The sequence below is a fragment of the Plantibacter sp. T3 genome (assembly GCF_902506515.1).
Lineage (GTDB): Bacteria > Actinomycetota > Actinomycetes > Actinomycetales > Microbacteriaceae > Plantibacter > Plantibacter auratus.
In genome coordinates, this window is the sequence record NZ_LR733286.1 from 647,359 (window position 1) to 669,567 (window position 22,209).

The 22,209-nt window shown below is 65.8% G+C and carries 23 protein-coding genes and 2 tRNA genes; 16 read left to right on the plus strand and 9 right to left on the minus strand.

All coding sequences use genetic code 11. The annotated features are described in order from the left end of the window. Nucleotides 1-466: 466 nt before the first annotated feature. Genes rsmG through rpmH form a run of 6 tightly spaced genes read right to left on the minus strand, consistent with a single transcriptional unit; the run spans nt 467 to nt 3,459 of the window. Nucleotides 467-1,108 (minus strand): 16S rRNA (guanine(527)-N(7))-methyltransferase RsmG, encoded by a 642-nt coding sequence (gene rsmG / locus GV015_RS03165; protein ID WP_159876508.1) that lies wholly within the window; start codon nt 1,106-1,108, stop codon nt 467-469. A 30-nt stretch (nt 1,109-1,138) separates the two neighbouring features. Beyond that, nucleotides 1,139-1,642, minus strand: coding sequence for a R3H domain-containing nucleic acid-binding protein (locus GV015_RS03170; RefSeq protein ID WP_064294041.1), 504 nt, complete (start codon nt 1,640-1,642; stop codon nt 1,139-1,141). Nucleotides 1,643-1,650: 8 nt separating this feature from the next. Then, nucleotides 1,651-2,634 carry a membrane protein insertase YidC gene (gene yidC, locus GV015_RS03175; RefSeq protein WP_064294040.1) on the minus strand — a complete coding sequence of 328 codons (984 nt, stop codon included), beginning with the start codon at nt 2,632-2,634 and terminating at the stop codon, nt 1,651-1,653. A 9-nt stretch (nt 2,635-2,643) separates the two neighbouring features. Beyond that, the gene (yidD, locus tag GV015_RS03180) at nt 2,644-2,955 is read right to left on the minus strand and encodes a membrane protein insertion efficiency factor YidD (protein WP_079003764.1); all 312 of its coding nucleotides are present in this window, start codon (nt 2,953-2,955) and stop codon (nt 2,644-2,646) included. Further along, a complete protein-coding gene (gene rnpA, locus GV015_RS03185; RefSeq protein WP_371416530.1) occupies nt 2,952-3,383 on the minus strand; it encodes a ribonuclease P protein component in 432 nt (143 codons plus the stop codon). The genes yidD and rnpA overlap by 4 nt, the downstream gene beginning before the upstream one ends. Continuing rightward, a complete protein-coding gene (gene rpmH / locus GV015_RS03190) occupies nt 3,322-3,459 on the minus strand; it encodes a 50S ribosomal protein L34 (protein WP_056010217.1) in 138 nt (45 codons plus the stop codon). The genes rnpA and rpmH overlap by 62 nt, the downstream gene beginning before the upstream one ends. Before the next feature lie 327 nt (nt 3,460-3,786). Between rpmH and dnaA the strand changes: the two genes are divergently transcribed. The 11 genes from dnaA (at nt 3,787) to GV015_RS03245 (ending at nt 15,783) form a co-directional block, all read left to right on the plus strand. Beyond that, entirely contained in the window at nt 3,787-5,208 is a 1,422-nt protein-coding gene (dnaA, locus tag GV015_RS03195) for a chromosomal replication initiator protein DnaA (RefSeq protein WP_064294038.1), read from the plus strand. A 560-nt stretch (nt 5,209-5,768) separates the two neighbouring features. Next, the gene (gene dnaN, locus GV015_RS03200) at nt 5,769-6,920 is read left to right on the plus strand and encodes a DNA polymerase III subunit beta (RefSeq protein WP_064294037.1); all 1,152 of its coding nucleotides are present in this window, start codon (nt 5,769-5,771) and stop codon (nt 6,918-6,920) included. Nucleotides 6,921-6,937: 17 nt separating this feature from the next. Then, nucleotides 6,938-7,828, plus strand: coding sequence for a phosphogluconate dehydrogenase (NAD(+)-dependent, decarboxylating) (gnd, locus tag GV015_RS03205; protein WP_064294036.1), 891 nt, complete (start codon nt 6,938-6,940; stop codon nt 7,826-7,828). A gap of 160 nt (nt 7,829-7,988) precedes the next feature. Further along, nucleotides 7,989-9,218 carry a DNA replication/repair protein RecF gene (gene recF / locus GV015_RS03210; protein WP_159876512.1) on the plus strand — a complete coding sequence of 410 codons (1,230 nt, stop codon included), beginning with the start codon at nt 7,989-7,991 and terminating at the stop codon, nt 9,216-9,218. Then, nucleotides 9,211-9,735, plus strand: coding sequence for a DUF721 domain-containing protein (locus GV015_RS03215; protein ID WP_159876514.1), 525 nt, complete (start codon nt 9,211-9,213; stop codon nt 9,733-9,735). Before recF ends, GV015_RS03215 begins: the two co-directional genes overlap by 8 nt. 123 nt (nt 9,736-9,858) lie before the next feature. Then, nucleotides 9,859-11,868: a DNA topoisomerase (ATP-hydrolyzing) subunit B gene (gyrB, locus tag GV015_RS03220; RefSeq protein WP_079704323.1), complete on the plus strand. Its 2,010-nt coding sequence runs from the start codon at nt 9,859-9,861 to the stop codon at nt 11,866-11,868. A gap of 107 nt (nt 11,869-11,975) precedes the next feature. After that, a complete protein-coding gene (gene gyrA / locus GV015_RS03225) occupies nt 11,976-14,600 on the plus strand; it encodes a DNA gyrase subunit A (protein ID WP_159876516.1) in 2,625 nt (874 codons plus the stop codon). After that, the gene (locus GV015_RS03230; protein WP_056010202.1) at nt 14,590-14,997 is read left to right on the plus strand and encodes a DUF3566 domain-containing protein; all 408 of its coding nucleotides are present in this window, start codon (nt 14,590-14,592) and stop codon (nt 14,995-14,997) included. Before gyrA ends, GV015_RS03230 begins: the two co-directional genes overlap by 11 nt. A gap of 87 nt (nt 14,998-15,084) precedes the next feature. Then, nucleotides 15,085-15,161: transfer RNA gene (locus tag GV015_RS03235), tRNA-Ile, on the plus strand. A gap of 52 nt (nt 15,162-15,213) precedes the next feature. Beyond that, nucleotides 15,214-15,286, plus strand: a tRNA-Ala gene (locus tag GV015_RS03240). A 74-nt stretch (nt 15,287-15,360) separates the two neighbouring features. Beyond that, a complete protein-coding gene (locus GV015_RS03245; RefSeq protein ID WP_159876518.1) occupies nt 15,361-15,783 on the plus strand; it encodes an NUDIX hydrolase in 423 nt (140 codons plus the stop codon). A 70-nt stretch (nt 15,784-15,853) separates the two neighbouring features. Here the strand turns inward: GV015_RS03245 and GV015_RS03250 are convergent, their stop codons facing one another. Continuing rightward, nucleotides 15,854-16,378: a hypothetical protein gene (locus tag GV015_RS03250; protein WP_079704327.1), complete on the minus strand. Its 525-nt coding sequence runs from the start codon at nt 16,376-16,378 to the stop codon at nt 15,854-15,856. A gap of 104 nt (nt 16,379-16,482) precedes the next feature. On the opposite strand from GV015_RS03250, the gene GV015_RS03255 reads away from it, so the two are divergent. Continuing rightward, the gene (locus GV015_RS03255; RefSeq protein ID WP_064294028.1) at nt 16,483-17,040 is read left to right on the plus strand and encodes a peptidylprolyl isomerase; all 558 of its coding nucleotides are present in this window, start codon (nt 16,483-16,485) and stop codon (nt 17,038-17,040) included. A gap of 165 nt (nt 17,041-17,205) precedes the next feature. Continuing rightward, on the plus strand, nt 17,206-17,898 hold the full coding sequence (locus tag GV015_RS03260) for a rhomboid family intramembrane serine protease (RefSeq protein WP_236555314.1): 693 nt from the start codon (nt 17,206-17,208) through the stop codon (nt 17,896-17,898). Between the two features lie 435 nt (nt 17,899-18,333). On the opposite strand, the gene GV015_RS03265 is transcribed toward GV015_RS03260, so the two are convergent. After that, nucleotides 18,334-18,579 carry a cell division protein CrgA gene (locus GV015_RS03265; protein WP_064294026.1) on the minus strand — a complete coding sequence of 82 codons (246 nt, stop codon included), beginning with the start codon at nt 18,577-18,579 and terminating at the stop codon, nt 18,334-18,336. A gap of 78 nt (nt 18,580-18,657) precedes the next feature. Here GV015_RS03265 and GV015_RS03270 point away from each other — a divergent pair, with 78 nt between their 5' ends. From GV015_RS03270 to GV015_RS03275, 3 genes are read left to right on the plus strand one after another with little or no spacing between them, the layout of a single operon-like run. Next, nucleotides 18,658-19,464 (plus strand): class E sortase, encoded by an 807-nt coding sequence (locus tag GV015_RS03270; protein WP_139382341.1) that lies wholly within the window; start codon nt 18,658-18,660, stop codon nt 19,462-19,464. Between the two features lie 2 nt (nt 19,465-19,466). Next, on the plus strand, nt 19,467-19,628 hold the full coding sequence (locus GV015_RS18990) for a hypothetical protein (protein WP_164486886.1): 162 nt from the start codon (nt 19,467-19,469) through the stop codon (nt 19,626-19,628). Further along, entirely contained in the window at nt 19,625-20,260 is a 636-nt protein-coding gene (locus tag GV015_RS03275) for an aminodeoxychorismate/anthranilate synthase component II (RefSeq protein ID WP_159876522.1), read from the plus strand. Before GV015_RS18990 ends, GV015_RS03275 begins: the two co-directional genes overlap by 4 nt. A gap of 196 nt (nt 20,261-20,456) precedes the next feature. Here GV015_RS03275 and pknB read toward each other — a convergent pair whose 3' ends face one another. Continuing rightward, the gene (gene pknB / locus GV015_RS03280) at nt 20,457-22,148 is read right to left on the minus strand and encodes a Stk1 family PASTA domain-containing Ser/Thr kinase (RefSeq protein WP_079704330.1); all 1,692 of its coding nucleotides are present in this window, start codon (nt 22,146-22,148) and stop codon (nt 20,457-20,459) included. Nucleotides 22,149-22,209 lie beyond the last annotated feature (61 nt).

Below are 22,209 nucleotides of genomic sequence, written 5' to 3' on the forward strand. Positions count from 1 at the left end.
AGGCCACAGATCCCTGACAAGCCCGACCGGATCACCAACCGGGGAGGTCCCACCGTTGCCACCCGCACTCGTCCGTCATCTCCGGAGGGGCAGCTAGCTGGCCGGCCACAGCGCACAGCATCGACACCTGGGTGCGCCGACCACCGGAGCGCGGAGCATCGCCGTCCGTCGATGGCGGTGCCGGCTCCGCGTCACGAGACTGGGCTACAGGCCAATTGAAGAACATATGTGAGATATCAGGAGCAACACTGCTGACAAAGGCCAGAAAACACTCGAATCCAGCCCACCGAGCGGGCCTGATCCGCGTCGGAATGGGCCGGAGAATCGTTCCTGACGAACTCAGGACCCCTGAAATGGCCTCGTTTTCCAGCGGGGTTCGTCAGGAGCCATTCTCCCGAGAGCTCGCAAACCGCCGAACATCGTCTGTGAGGCCCCTCGCGGAGGCCCCAAGAGCTCTCGCCCGACTTCAGCCGCGGACGGTTCCCACGATGACTCGGGTCGGCTCCGCGAGAACGCCCTCGCCAAGCGTTCGAACCTCGACGCCGGAGACCCGGTACTTGCGAAGCTCCTTGGTCGATGCATCGACCTCCGCCTGCGCGCCGGCACCCTTCATGAGGACCAGCTCTCCGCCGTCCCGGAGCAGGGGAGCAGTGAGGGGGAGCAACTTGCGGAGCGCACTGACCGCGCGCGCGGTCACCTGGTCGAGGGGCTCATCGAGACGAACCTCCTCAGCGCGCGCTCGCACGACGGTGACGTTCTCGAGCCCGAGGACTCCGACCTGATCGTTGAGCCAGGCGACTCGACGTTCCATCGGCTCGATGAGCACGAACTCGACGTCCGGCCGGGCGATCGCGAGAACCAGTCCAGGCAGCCCCGCGCCAGTGCCGACATCCCCGACTCGGCCGGGACGAAGGAGCGGAGCCACGATCACGCTGTTGAGGATGTGGCGCGTCCAGAGACGCGGAAGCTCCAGGGGCCCGATCAGCCCGAGTGGCTCACCGAACTCCGCCAGGTTCGCGGCGAAGGCACGACCGACATCGATCCGGTCGCCGAACAACTCGGCTGCTTCCGCCGGTTCCGGTTCGAGTCCTGCAGGCACGTCAGTCATCGCAGTTTCACGTGAAACGATCAAGCCGCGTCAGCCGCGGGTGATGACGGTGTGACGGTCGCGGCCTTCGCCGTGCGACTCGGACACGAAGCCGCGAGCCGACACGATGTCGTGGACGAGCTTGCGCTCGTAGCTCGACATCGGGGGGAGTGCCGCCTCCGTGGAACCAGCCTCGATGCGCTCGACCGCTCGCTCCACGAGGGCGCCGAGCTCCTGCTGACGCGCTTCGCGGGATCCGCCGATGTCGAGGATGAGCCGGGAGAAGCCACCGGTGCGGTTCTGAACAGCCAGGCGGGTCAGCTCCTGCAGCGCGTTGACCGTGTCGGGACGCGAGAGGAGACGCAGGTTGCTCTCCGTGGGGGAGTCGATCGACACGTACGCACGACCATTGCGGGCATCGATGTCGATGTCGCCATCGATGTCGCAGATGTCGAGGAACTCCTCAATGTAGTCCGCTGCGACGTCGCCCTCTTCTTCGAGCTGCGTGATGGTGGGTGCTTCGTCCTGGGCCGGGGCCAGTTCCTGGTCAGTCACCGATACTCCTACTTGTCTCGTCCGTCGGTCTGCTGCTTCTTCGCGCGCGCCTTGCCCATGGGCTGCTGGCGCTGCGTCGGGGTCTTCTTCTCGGGTACCGGCGCCTCGGAGATCGAGATGACGTCGCCGTTCGGCGTCATGAGCTTGCCCTTCCGCGCGAGACGCTCCTCACGAGCCTTCGCAGCGTCGGAACCAGGCGTCGGCATGTTCCGGATGACGAGGAACTGCTGCACCATCGTCCACGCGTTGGACGTCAGCCAGTAGAACATGACGCCGAGCGGGAAGGCGAAGCCGGAGAAGAGGAACACGAACGGCAGGATGTAGAGGAGGATCCGCTGCTGCTTGAACTGCGGGCTGGCCTTCGTCTCGGCCGACATGTTCTTCGACACGATCTGCAGCTGCGTGATGAACTGCGACGCGCACATGAGGATGACCATGACGGCGGCGATGATGACGACCGCCCAGTTGACCGGGTTGCCGGCGAGTGCCGCCTGCATGCTCGTGTGCAGCGGAGCGATCCCGAACAGGTTCGCGTCGCCGAACTGCACGGCGAGGGTCTCGTTCAGGGGACCGACGCCGGCCTTGCTCTTCTGGGCGTCGTTGAGCACGGAGAACAGGGCGAAGAAGATCGGCATCTGGACGAGCAACGGCAGACATCCGCTGACGGGGGAGGTGCCGTGCTTCTTGTACAGCTCCATCGTCTCGCGGGACATCGCCTCACGGCTGGCCTGGTCGCGCTTGCCCTTGTACTTCTCCTGCACCTTCTTCATCTGCGGCGCGATCTCGAGCATCTTGCGCTGGCTCTTGATCTGCTTGATGAAGAGGGGGATGAGTGCCGCACGGACGACCAGGACGAGCCCGACGATCGAGAGGACCCAGGTGAGACCGGCCGCGGGGTCGAGTCCGATGGCCGTCCACAGCAGGTGCCAGCCCACGAGGAGCAGCTCGACCGCCCACTTGAGCGGCCAGAGAATTGTGCCGATGATGTCCATAGGTGCGGGTCAGCCCTTTCCGTGGCTCGGTTGCACGACAAATCCGTGAGAAGTGACGCTGTACCGGAAGTTCTTCTTGGGCGGTACCTCGTCGAAACGAGGTGCTGCCCAGGGGTGGCATCTCGCGATGCGCGCCGCTGCCATCGCCGAACCGACGACGACACCGTGTTGCTGCACCGCTCCCAGAGCGTACGCGGAACAGCTGGGGTAATACCGGCAGACGTCGCCGTACAGCGGAGAGATCGCGGCGCGATACCCGCGAAGCGCCAGCACCGCAGCATTGCGGGGCGCGAGGCAGGTGGCAGCGAGGACGCCGTTCATCGGTGCGCGTCCGAACTCTCGACGATGACGCCGCGTTTGGCGAAGGCGCGATCGATCTCGGCATGGAGCGAGGCGAACGGCGCCGTCGCTGCAGACGGCAGCGCCCGGATGACCACGTCAGCGCCGTGGGCAGCCTGAACGACGCTGTCGTGACAGATGGCCTTCAAACGACGTCTGACAAGATTGCGGGTCACTGCGTTACCGACCGTTTTCGCAACGATGAACCCGAAGCGCGGCTGTCCGCCCTTCGGGTTCATGCGTACGTACGTGACCGTGTGCTCGCCGACGAACCGGGACCCGCGACGAACTACCCCTCGGTAGTCGTCGCCGGACGTGATCCGGCTCGCACGCTCGAGCACGACGGCTCTACGCGGAGAGTTCGGTGCGGCCCTTGGCGCGACGAGCCGACAGGATGCCGCGGCCGGCACGCGTGCGCATGCGCAGACGGAAGCCGTGCTTCTTGGCGCGACGACGGTTGTTCGGCTGGAAGGTTCTCTTGCTCATAATTACGATCTCCGGATCATGACCCACCACTGCACAGGTGGCAGCAGGGTACGGAAGGGTGCCCGTGGGCAGAAGTCAACTGATTAAACCTACGGTCTACTCGCGCGAAGGTCAAACCAGCGGCGCCCAAACGAATGATTATCCACAGGATTCACAGATATTGTAGCAGTGACACGCAGGGCGGCCGTACAGTGATTTGGGACTGGGGCGACGTGTTGTTAGCGTAAGCCCTCGGGTTATGCACAGCGTGTGGATAGCACCGCGCTCAGCCCCGAATACTCAGGGGAGAGCCTGTGGATGAACCTGTGAGTATGTGTGGGGAGAACTATGTCGGACGCCGACGATGCGATCGCTGAGACCTGGCAATCGGTGCTCGAGATCCTCTCCGTCGACGACCGCATCACCCCGCCGCTCCGCGGGTTCCTCAACCTCATCGTCCCCAAGGGCATCATGGGCGGCACCTTCTACCTGGAGGTGCCCAACGAGTTCACGATGGGCATGCTCAACCAGCGCATGCGGGCACCGATCCTCGCCGCACTCGCGTCCATCGTCGACGGCGGCCCCGTCGGCAACTACGCGATCGTCGTCAACCCCGACATCGTCGAGGAACGGTACGAGCAGACCGGCTTCCAGCACATCGACCCGGCACCGCTCGAGTCACCGCAACCGCAGCTGACCCCGACCCCCACGCTGCCGGCTCGCGAGAACGACACCCGACTCAACCCGAAGTACAGCTTCGACAACTTCGTCATCGGTCAGTCCAACCGGTTCGCGCACGCGGCCGCGGTCGCCGTGGCCGAAGCGCCGGCCAAGGCCTACAACCCACTGTTCGTGTACGGCGACTCCGGGCTCGGCAAGACCCACCTCCTCCACGCCATCGGCCACTACGCGATGAACCTCTACGCGGGGATCCGCGTCCGGTACGTGTCCAGCGAGGAGTTCACGAACGATTTCATCAACTCGATCGCCAACAACCGCGGCTCGTTCTTCCAGTCGCGGTACCGCGACATCGACATCCTGCTGATCGACGACATCCAGTTCCTCCAGGGCAAGGCGGAGACGCAGGAGGCGTTCTTCCACACCTTCAACACCCTGCACGATCACAACAAGCAGGTGGTCATCACCAGCGACCTGCCGCCGAAGGCGCTCACCGGCTTCGAAGAGCGGATGCGTTCGCGCTTCGAGTGGGGACTCATCACAGACGTCCAGGCTCCCGACCTCGAGACGCGCATCGCGATCCTGCGCAAGAAGGCGCAGAACGAGAAGCTGCACATCCCGGACGAGGTCCTCGAGTTCATCGCCACCAAGGTGTCGAGCAACATCCGTGAGCTGGAGGGCACGCTCATCCGGGTCGTCGCGTTCGCGAGCCTGAACCGGACCGCCGTCGACATGACGTTGGCCCAGACGGTGTTGAAGGACGTCATCAGCCTCGACGACGACAACGTCATCTCGCCGATCGACATCATCAACACGACGGCCGACTACTTCAAGCTCTCGGTCGACGACCTGTACGGCTCGAGCCGGTCGCAGGCGGTCGCGACGGCGCGTCAGATCGCGATGTACCTCTGTCGCGAGCTCACGAACCTCTCACTCCCGAAGATCGGTCAGCTGTTCGGCAACCGGGACCACACGACGGTCATGTACGCCAACCGCAAGATCACCGACCTCATGCAGGAGAAGCGCTCGATCTACAACCAGGTGACCGAGCTCACGAGCCGCATCAAGCAGAACCTCCGCTACGGCGCCTGACCCCTGTTCGGTCACTGAGCCTCACTCGGTCCCTGAGCTTGTCGAAGGGCCCTCGACAGGCTCGGGGACCGGGTAACCGCTACGGCGCCTGACCCGTCCTGGTGAACGTTTCCGGCCCCTCGACGCACTCGGTGCGCTCGAGGGGCCGATTTCGTTCATCAGGCGACGACGAGCGCTCATTCGACGACATGATCCGAGCCCGATCTGTCCACATTCGGACCTCGCAGCCCTGTGGATAACCTGTGGAGAGATGTGGAAGCTCCGGGCAGGCTTGTGAGTGAACATCGTTCACCGGCCTCCGCGTCCCACACCCTCGTGTCGTTCTCTCCACAGGCCACCACCAAGTTACACACATGTAGTTCCCTGTGTTCGAGCGGGTTCGGCGGACTTATCCACAGTTTCCACACCGGTTAAGACTGTTAACCGTTAATTCAATGATCTCTCCGCCAAACAACCTTTCCCCAGGCTCGCTTCTCCACAGCACCTCGTCCCACTCGACCCCGGAAGCAGACCCACTAGCATTGGTGACGTCATCGAGAGCCAGAGACAGGGGACTTGTCGTGCGATTCAGCGTCAACCGGGATGTATTCAGCGAAGCCGTCTCGTTCGCAGTGAAGCTGCTCCCGCAGCGCCCGACGCTGCCGATCCTGAACGGCATCCTCATCGAAGCCGGTGACGACGGTCTCATCCTGTCCTCCTTCGACTACGAGGTCTCCAGCCAAACCGGCATTGCGGCCGAGGTCGAGGAGGCCGGCACGGCACTCGTCAACGGCCGGCTGCTCTCGGAGATCGCCAGCCGCCTTCCGAACGCGCCCGTCCGGTTCAGCAAGGTCGAGAACCGCATCGAGGTCACCTGTGGTTCTGCCCGGTTCACGCTCGGATCGATGCCCGTCGAGGAGTACCCGACGATCCCGCAGGTCGACGCCGACTTCGGCCTCGTGCCCGCCGACGAGTTCGCCACCGCAGTGAGCCAGGTCGCTGTCGCCGCAAGCCGCGACGACGTGACCCCGGTCATCACCGGCGTGCAGCTCGAGGTCTCCAAGACGAGCCTCAGCCTCGTCGCGACCGACCGCTACCGCGTCGCGGTCCGCGAGATCGACTGGGACTCGGGCCAGGGCGACGGTTCCAGCGAGACGATCACGGCCCTCGTGCCGGCCCGCACGCTCCAGGAGGTCGGCAAGACCTTCGGCCACAGCGGCAACATCAACGTCGCGATCACGAATCGCGACGACCGCGAGCTCATCGCGTTCCGGGCCGACCGCAAGACGGTCACCTCGCTGCTGATCAAGGGCAACTTCCCGCCGGTCAAGCGGCTCTTCCCCGAGACGACCGACAACTACGCGATCATCAACACCGCGGAACTCATCGAGGCGACCAGGCGCATGTCGCTCGTCCTCGAGCGCGAAGCGGCCCTCCGCTTCACCTTCACCATCGACGGCCTCACGCTCGAAGCCGTCGGATCCGAGCAGGCGCAGGCATCCGAGGGCATCGACGCCCTCCTCACCGGCGACGACATCGTGCTCTCCCTCAAGCCGCAGTTCCTGATCGACGGTCTGACCGCGGTCCGGAGCGAGTACGTGCGGTTCTCGTTCACGAAGACGGAGAACACGAACAAGCCGGGACCCATGCTCATCACGAGCCAATCCTCCAAGGATCAGCCGGGTGCCGACAGCTACAAGTACCTGCTGCAGCCGAACCTGCTGCTGCGCTGACACGCAAAGGATCCACCATGCACATCGGTCTCGTCGGTCTCGGCAAGATGGGCAACAACATGCGCACGCGTCTGCGTGCGAACGGCATCGAGGTCACCGGTTTCGACCGGAACCCCGATGTCACCGACGTCGCGACGATCAGCGACCTCGTCGCTGCGCTCCCGGCACCTCGCACGGTCTGGGTCATGGTCCCCGCCGGGGCCATCACCGACTCCGTCGTCGAGGAGCTGAACGGCCTGCTCGAGGCCGGCGACCTGATCATCGACGGCGGCAACAGCCGCTTCACGGACGACTTCAAGCACGCTGAGCTGCTGTCGGCGAAGGGCATCGACTACATCGATGCCGGCGTCTCCGGCGGTGTCTGGGGTGTCGACAACGGCTACGGCCTCATGGTCGGCGGTTCCAAGGAGCAGGTGGAGCGGGTCATGCCCGTCTTCGACGCCCTGCGTCCTGAAGGCCCACGCGACGAGGGCTTCGTCCACGTCGGAGAGGTCGGCGCCGGCCACTACGCGAAGATGGTGCACAACGGCATCGAGTACGCACTCATGCAGGCGTACGCCGAGGGCTTCGAGCTCCTCGACAAGCGCGAGGACATCATCAAGGACGTGCCCGGCACCTTCAAGGCCTGGCAGCGCGGAACCGTCGTGCGGTCCTGGCTGCTGGAGCTCCTCGTCCGCGCCCTCGAGGAGGACCCGGACTTCGAACAGATCGAGGGCTACGTCGAGGACTCGGGTGAGGGCCGCTGGACGATCGAGGAGGCCATCGCGAACGCGGTGCCCGTCCCGACCATCTCGGCATCGATCTTCGCCCGCTTCGTGTCGCGCCAGGAGGACTCGCCGGCCATGAAGGCTGTCGCCGCACTCCGCAACCAGTTCGGCGGACACGCGGTCAAGAAGGCCGACGACTGACGACACGACGTCTCCTGACGAACGAAATCGACCCTCCCGGAGCCTTCCGCTCCGCTGGAGGGTCGATTTCGTTCACCCTGCGTCGTCGTGACGGGCGCGCTCGGACGTCCGACGGCGCCCCGACCCGTTCGGCGTCGGGGCGAGGCGGTAGGGTGACGTGGTGATCGTGCGGCACTTGAATCTCACCGACTACCGCAACTACGCGGTGGTCGATGTGGCGCTCGAACCCGGACCCAATCTGTTCGTGGGTCGCAATGGCCAAGGCAAGACCAACCTCGTCGAGGCGATCGGATACCTCAGCAGCCTCGGGTCCCATCGGGTCTCCTCCGAACAGGCGCTCATCCGACACGGTGCCGACGCGGCGATCATCAGGGCGCGCATCGTGCACGACGGTCGTGAGCTGCTCGCCGAGGTGCAGCTCAACCGGGGTTCGGCCAACCGCGCGCAGGTGAACCGGTCGCAGATCAAGCCGCGCGAACTGCCGCGGTACGTGTCCACCGTGCTGTTCGCCCCGGAGGACCTCTTGATCGTCCGAGGCGACCCGTCGGCGCGCCGGCGGTTCATCGACCAGCTCCTCGTGCAGCGGATCCCCCGCCTGGCCGGGGTGATGGCCGACTACGACCGCTCCCTGAAGCAGCGGAACTCGCTCCTCAAGTCGGCGAGGGCGCGTGGGCTGAAGTCCGGGCCCCTGGCGACGCTCGACCTCTGGGACGACCGACTCGTGCAGTACGGCACGGAGATCATCGCCGAACGTCTGCAGCTCCTGGCCATGCTCGGTGGGCCACTGCGTGCCGCGTACGAGGCCGTGGCCGGCGACGATCACCGACCGGTCCTCCTGCCCGTGCTCAGTATCGCCGGCACCGATGCCGAGGACGAGTCGGCAGCCGCCGATCCCACGGAGGGTGTCGAGCCTGGCGCGCCCGTCGATCTGGCGCGCATCGCGGAACGGTTCCGTGCGGCGCTCGCGCAGCGTCGGTCGGCCGAACTCGAGCGGGGCCTGACGCTCGTCGGACCTCACCGCGACGACGTGTTCTTCGGTCTCAACGGGCTGCCGGTCAAGGGCTACGCGAGCCACGGCGAATCGTGGTCGTTCGCGCTCGCCGCCAAACTCGCCTCGGCCGAGCTCCTCCGGGCCGACTCGTCCCTCGGCGATCCGGTGCTCATCCTCGACGACGTCTTCGCCGAGCTCGATTCGCGTCGCCGGGAACGCCTCGCGGCCGCGGTCGCGGAGTACGACCAGGTCATCATCACCGCGGCCGTGTTCGACGACGTCCCCGAACGGTTCACCGCGCACGTCGTGCGCATCGAGGCCGGACGGATCGTCGACGGTCCGGAAGAGACGGCCGGCCCAGTGAACGAGCCGCTCCTCACGGAGTCGACGCATGACTGAGCCGCGGCGACTCGGACGGGACGCCGACCCGGCGGGGGAACTCTCCGCCACGGTGTATCTCCGATTCAAGGAGATCTTCGGTGGCGAACGGATCTCCCGTGATCGCAAGCGCCGCGAACGCTCGGCCGAGGGGCCTCAGGACTCGGTGCCGTACGGTGTCGGTCGCGACCCCAAGGGCCTCGGGACGGTCATCGATTCGCTGACCGCCGGACTCGGGTGGGACTCGCCACTCGCCCAGCACGAGGTCCTCGGGAACTGGGCGGAGTTGTGCGGCGAGGACACCGCCAGGTACTCCGAACCGGTGTCGATCGCGGACGGCGTCCTGCTCGTCCAATGCCAGTCGACGGCCTGGGCGACACAGCTGCGGCACATGCGCCACGAGATCCTCGTCCGCATCACCGAACGCTATCCCGACGCCGGTGTCGACACGATCCGTTTCCAGGGCCCCGGAGCACCCTCCTGGAAAAGAGGCCCCAGGTCGATCCCAGGGCGTGGTCCACGCGATACTTACGGCTAGGGAGGCAAATACGGCCTCCGGGCATGGAAAAGTGCCTCAAACGGGCGTTTTCTCGCGGCTTCACGGGGTCTGTTTGGTAGGATGGAACGGTCGAATCTCGACGGTTTGGAGCCCTCTTTTCCTATGACATCAGAACCCAACACGCACGCCCAAGACTCTGATTACGGCGCAAGTGCCATCCAGGTTCTCGAAGGTCTCGAAGCCGTCCGGAAGCGGCCCGGTATGTACATCGGGTCCACCGGTCCACGTGGTCTGCACCACCTGGTCTACGAGATCGTCGACAACTCCGTGGACGAAGCCCTCGCCGGCTACTGCGACACGATCCTCGTGACCATCCTGGAGGACGGCGGCGTCCGCGTCATCGACAACGGTCGAGGCATCCCGGTCGACATCCACCCGGTCGAGAAGAAGTCGACCGTCGAGGTCGTCCTGACCATCCTGCACGCCGGCGGCAAGTTCGGTGGCGGGGGGTACGCGGTCTCCGGTGGTCTCCACGGCGTCGGCTCGTCCGTCGTCAACGCACTGTCCACGCGCCTCTCGGTCGAGGTCCGTCGTCAGGGTTCGGTCTGGCGCCAGAGCTTCCAGCACGGTGTCCCCGACGCCCCGCTCCACGAGGACGAACCGTCCTCCGAGACGGGCACCACGATCACCTTCTGGCCGAGCGCCGAGACGTTCGAGACGACGGAGTTCGACTACGAGACGCTCCGGACCCGCTTCCAGCAGATGGCGTTCCTCAACAAGGGGCTCCGTATCGAGCTCGCCGACGAGCGGCCGTTGCGCGACGCCATCGAGGCCGAGGACGTCGACGACAACTCGGCGGCCCACTCACAGCGCAAGGACGTCTTCTTCTACGAGCGCGGTCTCGAGGACTACGTCGAGTACCTGAACAAGGCCAAGCGTGCCGAGCTCGTCCACGACGAGATCATCTCCTTCGAGTCGGAGAACACCGAGCGCAAGATCGCGCTCGAGGTCGCGATGCAGTGGACGACGGCGTACAACGAGAGCGTCCACACCTACGCGAACACGATCAACACGCACGAGGGCGGCACCCACGAAGAAGGGTTCCGTGCGGCGCTCACCACGCTCGTGAACCGTTACGCACGTGAGAAGGGCATCCTCAAGGAGAAGGACGACAACCTCTCCGGCGACGACGTCCGCGAGGGCCTCACCGCCGTCATCTCCGTGAAGCTCTCCGAGCCGCAGTTCGAGGGCCAGACGAAGACCAAGCTCGGCAACACCGAGGCGAAGGCGTTCGTGCAGAAGGTCGTCAGCGAGCAGCTCAACGACTGGTTCGACCGCAACCCCAACCAGGCCAAGGAGATCATCCGGAAGGCGCTGCAGGCCGCGACCGCTCGTCTCGCCGCCCGCAAGGCCCGCGAGACGGCCCGTCGCAAGGGCCTCCTCGAGGGTGGCGGCATGCCCGGCAAGCTCAAGGACTGCCAGTCGAAGGACCCGTCGCTGTCCGAGATCTTCATCGTCGAGGGTGACTCCGCAGGCGGCTCCGCCGTGCAGGGTCGCAACCCGGAGACCCAGGCGATCCTCCCGCTCCGCGGCAAGATCCTCAACGTCGAGAAGGCACGCCTCGACCGCGCGCTCGCGAACAACGAGGTCCAGGCCATGATCACGGCCTTCGGTGCCGGCATCGGTGAGGACTTCAACCCCGACAAGGTGCGGTACCACAAGATCGTGCTCATGGCCGATGCCGACGTCGACGGCCAGCACATCACGACGCTGCTGCTGACGCTCCTGTTCCGCTACATGCGCCCGCTCGTCGACCTCGGATACGTGTACCTCGCGCAGCCGCCGCTCTACCGCCTGAAGTGGTCGAACGCCGACCACCAGTACGTGTACAGCGACCGCGAACGCGACGCCCTCCTCACCGACGGTGTCGCCTCGGGCAAGCGCATCCCGAAGGAGAACGGGATCCAGCGCTACAAGGGTCTCGGCGAGATGAACTACAAGGAGCTGTGGGAGACCACGATGGACCCGCAGACGCGGACGCTCCTCCAGGTCACCCTCGACGACGCCGCGGCTGCCGATGAGATCTTCTCCACGCTCATGGGCGAGGACGTGGAGTCCCGCCGGACCTTCATCCAGAAGAACGCGAAAGACGTCCGCTTCCTCGACATCTGAGTGGCACGAACCACCCTCATCCATCGGTCACTGAGCTTGTCGAAGTGATCCACCTCGCATCAAACAGGCCCTTCGACAAGCTCAGGGACCAGGAGAAGTAAGAGAACATGGCAGACGAAACCAACGACGAGATCACGGTCCCGGACGAGGACCACGGCGTGCACGGACGGATCGACCAGGTCGACCTGCAGCTCGAGATGCAGCGCAGCTACCTCGACTACGCGATGAGCGTCATCGTCGGTCGTGCCCTGCCCGACGTCCGCGACGGTCTGAAGCCCGTCCACCGCCGCGTGATCTACGCGATGTACGACGGCGGCTACCGCCCCGACCGCTCGTTCTCCAAGTGCGCGCGCGTCGTCGGCGACGTCATGGGTCAGTTCCACCCGCACGGCGACACGGCCATCTACGACGCGCTCGTCCGCCTCGTCCAGCCGTGGAGCTTGCGGTACCCGTTGGCGCTCGGCCAGGGCAACTTCGGCTCACCGGGCAACGACGGCGCGGCCGCCCCTCGGTACACCGAGACGAAGATGGCCCCGCTCGCCATGGAGATGGTGCGCGACATCGACGAGGAAACCGTCGACTTCCAGCCCAACTACGACGGCGAGTCCCAGGAACCGGTCGTCCTGCCGGCGCGCTTCCCGAACCTCCTCGTCAACGGTTCCGTCGGCATCGCGGTCGGCATGGCCACGAACATCCCGCCGCACAACCTCCGCGAGGTCGCCGACGGTGCCCTGTGGCACCTGGCGAACCCCGAGGCCAGCCGGGAAGAGCTCCTCGAGGCGCTCATGCAGCGCATCAAGGGGCCGGACTTCCCGACCGGCGCGCAGATCCTCGGTATCAAGGGCATCCAGGACGCCTACCGCACGGGTCGCGGGTCCATCACGATGCGGGCCGTCGTGAACGTCGAGGAGATCCAGGGCCGGACCTGCCTCGTCGTCACCGAGCTCCCGTACCAGGTGAACCCCGACAACCTCGCGCTGAAGATCGCCGACCTCGTCAAGGAGGGCCGTCTCGGCGGCGTCGCCGACATCCGCGACGAGACCTCCGGTCGTACCGGCCAGCGGCTCGTCATCGTGCTGAAGCGCGATGCGGTCGCGAAGGTCGTCCTCAACAACCTCTACAAGCACACGCAGCTGCAGGACAACTTCGGCGCGAACATGCTCGCGATCGTCGACGGCATCCCGCGCACGCTGCCGCTCGACGGGTTCATCACCAACTGGGTGACGCACCAGGTCGAGGTCATCGTCCGCCGCACCGTGTTCCGGCTCCGCAAGAAGGAGGAGCGCGCACACATCCTCCGCGGCTACCTGAAGGCACTCGACGCACTGGACGAGGTCATCGCGCTCATCCGTCGCTCGCCGTCCGCCGACGAGGCGCGCACGGGACTCATGGACCTCCTCGAGATCGACGAGCTCCAGGCCAGCGCGATCCTCGACATGCAGCTGCGTCGTCTCGCCGCCCTCGAGCGTCAGAAGATCATCGACGAGGCAGCCGAGATCGAAGCGCAGATCGCCGACCTCAAGGACATCCTCGCGAAGCCGGTCCGCCAGCGCGAGATCGTCAGCGAGGAGCTGACCGCGATCGTCGACAAGTACGGCGACGACCGCCGCACCGAGATCATGTTCGGTTTCGACGGCGACATGAACATGGAAGACCTGATCCCCGAAGAGGAGATGGTCATCACGGTCACGCGCGGCGGGTACATCAAGCGCACGCGCAGCGACAACTACCGTCAGCAGCACCGCGGTGGCAAGGGTGTCAAGGGCGCCCAGCTGCGCGCGGACGACGTGGTCGACCACTTCTTCGTGACCACGACGCACCACTGGCTCCTCTTCTTCACGACGAAGGGTCGCGTGTACCGCGCGAAGGCCTACGAGCTGCAGGAGGCCGGCCGCGACGCCAAGGGCCAGCACGTGGCCAACCTGCTCGCCATGCAGCCCGACGAGGAGATCGCCGAGATCCTCGACATCCGCGACTACGAGGCCGCGACGTACCTGGTCCTCGCGACGCACGACGGCCTCGTCAAGAAGACGGCGCTCTCGGAGTACGACACGAACCGCTCGGGCGGCATCATCGCGATCAACCTGCGAGAGGGCGACGAGCTCACCTCCGCGCTGCTCGTGGAGAACGACAGTGACGTCCTGCTGGTGTCCCGCAAGGGCATGTCGATCCGCTTCACGGCGAGCGACGAGACCCTGCGACCGATGGGACGCGCGACGAGCGGCGTCATCGGCATGCACTTCCGCGACGACGACAAGCTGCTCTCGGCGTCGGTGCTGCCGTCCGTCGAGGGTGAGGAACGCGAGGCGTTCGTCTTCGTCGTGACGGAGGGCGGCTACGCGAAGCGCACCAACATCGACCAGTACCGCGGCCAGAACCGCGGTGGTCTGGGCATCAAGGTGGCCAAGCTGAACGACGATCGAGGCACCCTCGCGGGCGCCCTGATCGTCGACGAGAGCGACGAGGTCCTTGTGGTTCTTGCCAGTGGCAAGGTGGTAAGGTCTGCCGTGGCCGAAGTTCCAGCGAAGGGGCGCGACACGATGGGCGTCGTCTTCGCACGTTTCGCGGAGAGCGACCGAATCATCGCGCTGGCCAAGAACAGTGACCGAAACCTTGAGACCCAGGATGTTCCGGAGACGGTTGCAGACGCAGCCGCCCCGGAGGGTGCAGAACCCGAGGCATCCGTGCCGGACGAGACTCCGGCGATGAAGGAAGAAGTAGATGAGCAGTAGCGTCGCAGAGAAGTTGGCCAAGAAGTCGACCAAACGCACCAGCACCAAGCAGGTGCGCCTGAAGCTGGTGTACATCGACTTCTGGTCGGCGGTGAAGCTGTCGTTCCTGGCGGCGATCGCGGTCGCCGTGGTCATCGTGGTGTTCTTCTTCCTCGTCTACACGGTGCTCAACACCACCGGTGTCTTCACGAAGGTCGGTGGCCTGTTCACCGACATCGCCGGACCGGGGAACAACATCCTGCAGTACGTCAACCTGCCGCAGGTCATGGCCTTCGCCGGCATCGTGGCGCTGCTCAACCTCATCGTCATCACGCTGATGGGAGCGCTCCTCGCGGGGCTCTACAACCTCAGCGTGAAGATCACGGGTGGCCTCCTCGTCGGGTTCACCAACAACTGACACTCCGTCGGGTCGGCGCCGCCCCGTGCGGCGCCGCTCGATTATGAGTTGCGGCGGGAATCGGGTAGTCTCAACAAGGTTCAAAACGGGGCTATAGCTCAGGCGGTTAGAGCGCTTCGCTGATAACGAAGAGGTCCCAGGTTCAAGTCCTGGTAGCCCCACCATGCACGACCAGCAACACACCGATTGGATCGGATCTCCGGATCTGTTCCATCCGGGGCCTTAGCTCAGTTGGTAGAGCGCCTGCTTTGCAAGCAGGATGTCGGGAGTTCGATTCTCCCAGGCTCCACAGTCCAGAAACGCCCTCGGCAGACGCCGGGGGCGTTCTCCGTTGTCGCGGGGCCCGGCGGTTAGGCTGACGGCATGGATATCCGCGTCGCTGCATATGCCGTCATCGTCGACGAACGGGGCATGCTCCTCTCCCACTGGAACGAGAGCGGACACAGCGGATGGACGCTCCCCGGCGGCGGGATCGACCCCGGTGAGGACCCGGCCGACGCGGCCGTCCGCGAGGTGTTCGAGGAGACCGGCTACCACGCCGAGCTCGACGACTTGATCGGCGTCGACTCGCAGGTCGTTCCGGCGGAGCGTCGCCTCAACACGACGGCCACCGGGCCGCTCCACACGCTGCGCATCGTCTACCGGGCGCACCTCACCGGTGGCACGCTGACCTACGAGGCCGACGGCAGCACCGACTACGCCGCGTGGTACCCGCTCGAGGAGGTCGGCTCACTCGACCGCGTCAGCCTCGTCGACGTCGGACGACGCTTCGCCGGCCTCATCTGAGCACAGCCGTCACAACACGAAGCCCCTCCCCGGTCGAGACCGGCGAGGGGCTGCGTCGTGCGAAGCGTGATCAGGAAGCGGCAGGCTCCTCGTCGGAGACCCACAGCTCGTCGTCTGCGCGGAACGTCTGCCAGACGGCGTAGGCGACACCGGCAGCGGCGAGGACGCCGAGGCCGATCGCGATGACGGTACCGGCGCTCGCGCCCTTCTTGGCGGGCAGCACCTGCTCGGGCACGTGGAGGCGACGGAGAGCCGCCTGCACGCGGGTGTCCTTGGCGATGTCGCCGATGCTCAGCACCGTACCCACGACGCCACCGACAGCGGGGACGACGCCATCCGAGATGCCCTTGCGCACGCCGTCGACGGCGTTGCGGGAGACCTTGATCCCCCGGTCGACCGTCGGGACGACGCGGTGCTCGTAGGTGTCGCGCACGACGGGGACCACCTGCTCCTTCGAGAAGTTCCCGAGCTGACGGCTCACCTCACGAGCGACTTCGTTGGCGTGGTTCAGGACATCCTGCTGGGAGTCCCAGAGGTCGGCAGCGGAACCCTTGAGCTTCTTGAGCTCTTTCCGGCGCTTGCGTGACAGGCTCATGTGGTCATCTCCAATGATCGCGGCAACAACGTAACCTCCATCTTGCCACTTAGACCCCTGGATACCATCCGAGAGTCCCGAACCCTTGTGCAAGAATTGGGAGTATGTCAAAGCACACCGCAGTCGCCACGTTGCACACCAACCACGGTGAGATCAAGGTCAACCTCTTCGGGGACCACGCTCCCAAGACGGTCAAGAACTTCACCGACCTGGCGACCGGCGGGCGCGAGTGGACGGACTCGAAGACGGGCCAGACCCGGAACGACGCGCTGTACAGCGACCTGATCTTCCACCGCATCATCCCCGCGTTCATGATCCAGGGCGGCGACCCGCTCGGAACCGGCACCGGTGGCCCGGGCTACAACTTCGACGACGAGATCCACCCGGAGCTCAACTTCGACGAGCCCTACATCCTCGCCATGGCGAACGCCGGCAAGCGCCGCAACGCCATCACGGGCGCCGTCGAGGGCACGAACGGTTCGCAGTTCTTCATCACGACCGTTCCCACGCAGTGGCTCCAGGGCAAGCACACCATCTTCGGTGAGGTCGCCGACGCCGAGTCCCGCGCGGTCGTCGACGCCATCCAGGCCGTCCCGACCGGTGCCGGCGACAAGCCGATCGAGCCCGTCGTCCTCGAGAGCGTCACCATCTCCGAGGCCTAGACCCCGCTCGGAGGACAGACCGTGACCCTGCCCCGGGATCCGTCGGCCAACTTCTGCTATCGCCACCCCGACCGACAGAGCTTCGTGCTCTGCCAGCGTTGCGGTCGGACGATCTGTGGAGAGTGCCAGACGCCCGGGGCAGTCGGTTTCATCTGTCCGGAGGACATGAAGGCGCAACGACAGAGCGCCCCTCGCAACCGTCTCGGCGCGAGGATCAGCAACTCCTCCCCCATCGTCACGTACGCGATCATCGCCGTGACGGCGTTCGTGTTCCTGCTGCAGTGGATCCCCGGGCTCGGCGTCACGAACGCGCTCCTCTACGCCGGCGTGTACTCCGATCCGTCGTACGGCGCCCTCCAGCCCTGGCGGATGCTGACCGCCGTGTTCGTGCACTCGCAGGGGTTCATCTTCCACATCCTGCTGAACATGTACACGCTCTGGATCTTCGGCCGGATCCTCGAGACCATGCTCGGGCACTGGCGGTTCCTCGCGCTCTACCTGGTCGCCGGGTTCGCCGGTTCGGTCGGTGTCCTGTTCCTCGCCGACCCGAGGACGGCCGTCGTCGGCGCCTCGGGCGCGATCTTCGGTCTCCTCGGGGCGTTCCTCGTCATCCAGCGACGCATGGGTGCCGACACCCGCGGGCTGCTGGTGCTCCTGGGCATCAACCTCGTCATCGGCTTCATCCCCGGCGTGAACATCGCCTGGCAGGCCCACCTGGGCGGGCTCGTCGGCGGCGCCCTCATCGGCCTCATCCTCGTCAACACCCGCAAGCGCACCCAGCAGCCGCTTCAGGCAGTCCTGATCGGCGCCGTGAGCGTCGTCCTCGTGGGCGCCAGCCTCCTGCCCGCCCTGCTCTGAGCGGGACCGCACTTCGACAGGCTCAGTGACCGGGCGTGGCTCAGTGACCGGGCGTGGCTCAGTGACCGAGTGTGGCTCGGTGACCGGGTGTGGCTCGGTGACCGAGTTCGGCTCGGTGGCCGGGTTCGGCTCGGTGACCGGGTACTACCCGGTGACCCGCGTCGATCACTTGGCGCGGTCGGTCGTGCGCCGCAACCATGCAGCAGACGTTGAAGGTTGACCGAGTTATCCACAGAGTTATGAACACTGGGGATAATTACACCGGTGTGGTTCCCCGTGTTTCCGGGACTCCCGGCGGTTCTCCACACCGACATGTGGATAACTTGGAAGTTCTCCACATTCCTGTGGAGAACTCGCTACAACGGATGCCCGATACACGAAACAGCGGGCCGTCCGAGAGGACGACCCGCTGTGCACGACGTGAAGTGAGGGAGGCTAGCGCCATCTGGTGGTCATGAGGAACCCGATGAAGGCGATGCCGAAGCCGACGAGGATGTTCCACGGCCCGAGTGACTGGATCGGGAGCAGCGTGCCGCTCAGGTAGTAGACGACGATCCAGGCGAGGCCGAGGAGCATGAAGCCGAACATGACCGGCTTGAACCAGACCGCGTTCGGTGCGGGTTCGCCGCTCGTCTGCTCGGGTTCGCGGGACGGTTTGCTTCGTGACTTCGTGCGTGCCATGCCGACATTCTACCTGTTCACCCCAATCGGTGCCTTGGGGATCAGCCGATCCCGAGTTCTTCTCGGTAGAATCCATGCGTGACCGACGACCTACCTTCGCGAGCGAGCGCACGCGCCGCTGAGCGCAGAGCGCCGTCGAAGCACCGCATCAGCGTCTTCGGGGTGGCCGGCGAGCTGCTCATCACCGCAGGCATGGTGGTCCTGCTGTTCCTCGCCTGGCAGCTCTGGTGGAACGACATGATCATGGCCGGCAGCCAGGCGAACGCCGCGTCGAGCCAGTCGCAGGAGTGGATCAAGAACGCCGAGACCGCTCCTGCGCCCGAACCGACCGTGGATGCGACCGGCGCGCCGAACTACGGTGAGCCGCCCGTCACCGCCCGCCCCGCGCCGGGCGACCCGTTCGCGGTGCTCTACGTGCCGCGATACGGCGCCGACTACCGCCGCGTCGTCGCCGAGGGTGTCGACACCGCGACCGTCCTCAACAGCTTCGACCTCGGTGTCGGTCACTATCCGAGCACCCAGATGCCCGGAGAGGTCGGCAACTTCGTCGTCGCCGGTCACCGCAAGGCTTACGGCGGTGCGATGACCCTGATCAGCGACCTGCAGATCGGCGACAAGGTCTACGTCCAGACGGCCGACGGCTACTACACCTACGTGTTCCGGAACATCACCTACGTGTTGCCTACCCAGGTGGACGTCCTCAACCCCGTCCCCCAGGTCGACGGCGTCGCACCGACGCAGCGCATCCTCACCCTGACCACCTGCAACCCGCTCTATTCGACGGCGGAACGCAGTATCGCTTACGCGGTGTACGAGTCCTGGCAGCCGCTGTCCGCCGGGCCGCCCGCCGAGATCGCCGCGTCCGTCGCGGCCGCTGGAGGCTGACGATGTACGGCGCACTCTGGAGGGTCCTGCCCGGACCCGTCTGGCTGAGGATCATCATCCTCGTCGTCCTGTTCGTGGCGGTCGTGGCCGCACTCTTCACCTGGGTGTTCCCCTACGTGGACTCGTTCATCGTCGATCAGAATGTGACCGTCGGAAACGAATGACCCGCGTCCTGGTCGTCGACAACTACGACAGCTTCGTCTACACGCTGAACGGGTACGTCGAACAACTGGGTGCAGAGACCGTCGTCGTGCAGAACGACGGCATCGCGCTCGACGACCTCGAGCAGCGGATACTCGGGTTCGACGGCGTACTTGTCTCGCCCGGACCCGGCCGGCCCGCTGACGCCGGGATCTCGCTGGCCACCGTGCGCGCGGCGTACCGAACCGGGACGCCACTCCTCGGGGTGTGCCTCGGCCACCAGGCGATCGCCGAGGCGTTCGGAGCGACCGTGGACACCGCCGACGAGCTGATGCACGGACAGAGTTCGCTCGTGGAACACGACGGCAGTGCCCTCTACCACGGAATCCCGCAGCAATTCAACGCCACCCGGTATCACTCGCTCGCGGTCGTCGACGGCACCGTGCCCGAGGAGCTCGTCGTGACGAGCCGCACGACCGGCGGCGTGATCATGGGGCTCCGCCACCGCGACGCCCCGATCCATGGGGTGCAGTTCCATCCGGAGTCGGTGCTCTCCGAGGGCGGCTACCAACTCCTCGCGAACTGGCTCGAGACGACCGGACTCACCGGCGCACATCAGCGGGCACGAGGGCTCAGCCCGCTCATGACCAGGTAGGCCCTTCGACAGGCTCAGGGACCGGAGAGAGCCTGCGCAAAGACCGGTGAGCCTGCGCAGGGGCCGGTGAGCCTGCGCAGGGGCCGGTGAGCCTGCGCAGGGACCGGAGAGCCTGCGCAGGGACCGGAGGGCCTGCGTAGGGACTGGTGAGCTTGCGCAGGGACCGTCCTTCGACAGGCCCAGGAACCAGCGCAGCCTACGGACCGGTGCAGTAGGTGAGCGTGATGACGGACTTCTGGGGGATGTCGCCTGGTGCGGGAGACATGGCTGTGACCGGGTCGCCGGCGACCGCCTTACACGTCGCGTCGGCCTGCGGCTGAACGGTGAACTGCCTCGTCGCGTCCTGCAGGTAGTTCGTCGCGTCGAGAAGCGGCTGCCCGACGACGTCGGTCAGCGTCACGTTTCCGCTGGAGACGACGAGGTTCACCGTGGACCCCTGGTCGACGGAGGTACCCGCTCCGGGATCCATTCGCAGCACGACACCCGCCGGCACGGTCGGCGAGTTCTCCCGGGTCACGGAGCCTTGCGTGAGGCCGGCGGCGGCGACCGCAGCCCACGCGGCCTCGGAGGATTGGTTGACGACGTCGGGGACCTGGACCTGCGCACGGCCGGTCGACACGTAGACCTTGATCTGCGTGTTCTTGGTGACGGTGGTGCCGCCTGGTGGGTCCGTGCGGATCACGTGCCCGGCGTCGTAGTCGCTGCTCGCTTCATCGAACTTGGTGGGGACCAGTTCGAGCTGCTCGATCGTGCTGTTCGCACTCTCCCACGTGGCGTCGACGAGATCCGGCACCTCTCGCGAGTCCGTGGAGATGCTCGTCGCGGGCGGCAGCTGCACCACCCAGAACACGAGGGAGAAGAGGATGACGGCGATACCGGCGATGGCAGCCCAGATCCACACGACCGGCGGGCGGCGCTGGGTACGCGTGACGGTGTCGTCCGAGGTGAGCTGACGGATCGCCTGCTCGGTGCTGGACGCAGCCGTCGGTGATGGGCCGAACAGTGAGTCGTGGTCGTCGCGTCGGACCGGCACATGGCCGGCCCCGGCTTCGTCGAGATCCTCACGGAACTCGACGGCGCTCTGATAGCGCTCGAAGCGATCCTTCGCGAGGGCGCGGAGAACGACCTGGTCGAGCGCCGGCGACACCTTCGGGTTGATCGAGCTCGGCTTCACCGGGCGCTCGCTCACGTGCTGGTACGCGACGGCGACGGCGGTGTCGCCGCGGAAGGGCGCTTTACCCGTCAGCATCTCGAAGAGGACGACACCGGTGGAGTAGAGGTCGGTCCGGGCGTCGACCGTCTCGCCCTTGGCCTGCTCGGGCGAGAAGTACGCGGCCGTGCCGAGGATGGCTGTCGTCTGGGCGACCGTCGTGGACGAATCGGAGACGGCGCGTGCGATGCCGAAGTCGGTGACCTTGACGTCGCCGGCCGTGGTGATCATGACGTTGCCCGGCTTGATGTCGCGGTGCACGACGCCGGCGCGGTGGGAGTACTCCAGCGCGGTGAGGATGCTGTGCGCGATGCGCACCGCCTCCTCGGAATCGACAGGGCCCTCGGCGATGAGGTCCTTGAGCATGCGCCCTTCGACGTACTCCATGACGATGAACGGCTCGATGAGGTCGTGCCCCGAGCCGTCCTTGACCCGCTCCTCGCCGGCGTCGTAGACACGGACGATCGTGGGGTGGGCCATCCGTGACGCGGCCTGGGCCTCTTGACGGAAGCGGGACCGGAACGCGGGGTCGGTGGCGAGCGTCGACTTCAGGACCTTGATGGCGACGGTGCGACCGAGCTTGGTGTCTACGCCGCGGAAGACGTTGGACATGCCCCCTCGACCGATGAGGTCGCCGACGACGTATCGGCCTGCGAGCAGGCGTTGATCGTCAGCCACGTACCACCCCTGAATTCGCTTGGAGGACAAACACTAACAGCTTACTCGGGCACCCTTCGAG